The organism is Aneurinibacillus danicus, from assembly GCF_007991215.1.
Classification (GTDB): domain Bacteria; phylum Bacillota; class Bacilli; order Aneurinibacillales; family Aneurinibacillaceae; genus Aneurinibacillus; species Aneurinibacillus danicus.
Genome location: NZ_BJXX01000247.1, coordinates 1 through 2,506, shown reverse-complemented (window position 1 = coordinate 2,506; position 2,506 = coordinate 1). Strand labels below are relative to the sequence as shown.

Below are 2,506 nucleotides of genomic sequence, written 5' to 3'. Positions count from 1 at the left end.
TTAGTAGTATATGTCTTCTCATTTTAGGTAGTAGTATTTATTTTTATAACAAGAATAACGAAACTATAGAACAGACGCTTGCCTTCACAGAGGTGAAACCGGCTATGCAGACGTCTGCGATGTCAGAGTCGGAAGTCGCCGGGCAAACAGAGCAACCGATACAGAAAGGTGAAGCCTCCTCTTCGATGACTGTCTCGATTATTGTAGATATCAAAGGTGCGGTAAAAAATCCGGGCGTCTATACACTGCCGGGGGATGCGCGTGTCTATCAGGCGATCGGCATGGCGGGAGGTCTGCTTCCGGAAGCGGATGCCAAGCAGGTGAATGGGGCCATGCCGCTTAAAGACGGAATGATGCTGTATATACCGTTGAAGGGAGAGAAGGCTCCGCAGGCGGTAACGGACGGTATGGTGGCCAGTGAAAATGGAAGCGGGATGGTTACTGCGGCGCAAGGAGATAAAGTGAATCTGAATACGGCAACGTCCGAGCAACTGCAAACGATTCCGGGAATAGGGCCGGGAAAAGCAGCGGCCATTTTGCAGTATAGAGAAGAACACGGAGCATTCAAAACGGTGGATGAGCTGACCAATGTTTCAGGTATCGGCCCAAAGACACTGGAAAAAATGAGGGGTAAAATTTTTGTTCAATAAAAATTTTCGAATTAAGTTGACAGGTCGGAATAGTGAGGCTATAATTACAAACAAGAACAGCACAGATATAACAAGCGAATTTCATAAGCAATCTCTTATCAAGAGCGGCGGAGGGACTGGCCCGAAGAAGCCCGGCAACCGGCACGAAGTGCAAGGTGCTAATTCCAGCAAAGCAGTATGCTTTGGAAGATGAGAGCGATGGTACATACCTGAGCATCCAGCCCTCTTCTTCCAAGAAGAGGGATTTTATTTTGGTTCGCAGCGCTCAAAATCTCTTAATATTGCAGGCGTTTGCTCGCCTGAAAAATCAATGACAGAAGGTAAGGGGAAGGGACGAGGTTAGATTCTAATGCTGAAAAAGGCGTATGCCTTTTCAACATTAGCTTGAATCTTACACATCTCAACTTCTTGCTTCCAATTTTTACAGAATAGAGGAGGAAAATTGAACATGGCAGAAGAACGCAAATTCGATTTCGAAACCGTATGCTTGCACGGAGGACAGGAAGTGGATCCGGCTACACTATCACGGGCGGTTCCGATTTACCAGACATCTTCATATGTATTCAAAGATACTGACCATGCGGCAAATCTGTTCGCGTTAAAAGAATTCGGTAATATTTATACCCGCATTATGAACCCGACTCAGGATACGTTTGAGAAGCGGATTGCGGAGCTTGAAGGCGGGGTGGGCGCGCTTGCGCTCGCATCCGGACAAGCAGCGATTACATTCTCGCTTCTTAACATCGCGCAGGCCGGGGATGAAGTGGTGGCATCTACTAACCTGTACGGCGGAACATATAACCTGTTCGCGCATACGCTTCCGAAATTCGGTCTGAAAGTGAAATTCGTGAACCCGGAGAACACAGATGAAGTTCGGGCTGCAATCACAGATAAGACAAAAGCGCTCTTTGCCGAAACGATTGGAAATCCGCGCGGGGACGTAACCGACCTGGAAACATTGGCAAACATTGCGCATGAGAATGGCATTCCGTTCATTGTGGACAATACATTCGCTACACCGTATCTTTGCCGTCCGTTTGAATTTGGCGTTGACATTGTTGTTCATTCTGCAACGAAGTTTATCGGCGGTCACGGCACTTCCATTGGCGGCGTTATTGTTGACTCCGGAAATTTCAATTGGAACAACGGCAAATTCCCGGGATTGACCGAGCCGGATCCGAGTTACCACGGTGTAGTGTATACGGAGGCGGTAGGCAATCTGGCATACATTATTAAAGCTCGTGTCCAGCTGCTTCGTGACCTGGGCGCAGCCATATCACCGTTCAACTCCTGGTTGTTCTTGCAGGGGCTGGAAACGTTGCATCTGCGCATGGACCGTCATGTGGAAAATGCGAAGAAAGTGGCGCAATATCTGGAAAATCACGAGCTTGTTGAGTGGGTTAACTATGCGGGCCTTGAAAGTAACGAGTACTATGAGCGTGCGCAGAAATATCTGCCGAAAGGCGCCGGTTCCATCTTCACATTCGGTATCAAAGGCGGAGTCGAAGAAGGTAAGAAGTTTATCAACAGCCTGAAACTTCTCTCGCATCTGGCCAATGTGGGTGATGCTAAGACGCTCGTAATTCATCCGGCAAGCACAACACACCAGCAGTTGACGGAAGAGGAGCAGGCAAGTGCGGGCGTGTCTCCGGAAATGATCCGTCTTTCCATCGGCATTGAGTCTGTGGATGATATTATTGCCGATTTGGAACAGGCACTTAAAGCAAGCCAATTGACGACAGTATAATAAAAAAAGCGGTAAAAGGGGCGAGGATGGCATTTCCTCCCCCTTTTTCTGTGAAAATCATGAGGCAAAGAAAGAAGGGGAAGAGAAAATGAGATCCAGGGAAGAAAAA

The 2,506-nt window shown here is 47.9% G+C and carries 2 protein-coding genes and 1 riboswitch; both genes read left to right on the top strand.

Translation table 11 applies throughout. The features are described from left to right. On the top strand, positions 1 to 650 hold a 650-nt coding region (locus ADA01nite_RS21505), incomplete at its 5' end, for a helix-hairpin-helix domain-containing protein (protein WP_218029603.1). Positions 651 to 742: 92 nt separating this feature from the next. Continuing rightward, positions 743 to 846, top strand: a riboswitch (SAM riboswitch). Between the two features lie 252 nt (positions 847 to 1,098). Then, positions 1,099 to 2,397 (top strand): homocysteine synthase, encoded by a 1,299-nt coding sequence (locus tag ADA01nite_RS21500; RefSeq protein WP_146812472.1) that lies wholly within the window; start codon positions 1,099 to 1,101, stop codon positions 2,395 to 2,397. Positions 2,398 to 2,506: the final 109 nt, after the last annotated feature.

Coding starts and splice junctions, on each gene's coding strand:
- ADA01nite_RS21500 (WP_146812472.1), top strand. CDS start 1,099: ATGGCAGAAGAACGCAAATTCGATTTCGAAACCGTATGCTTGCACGGA.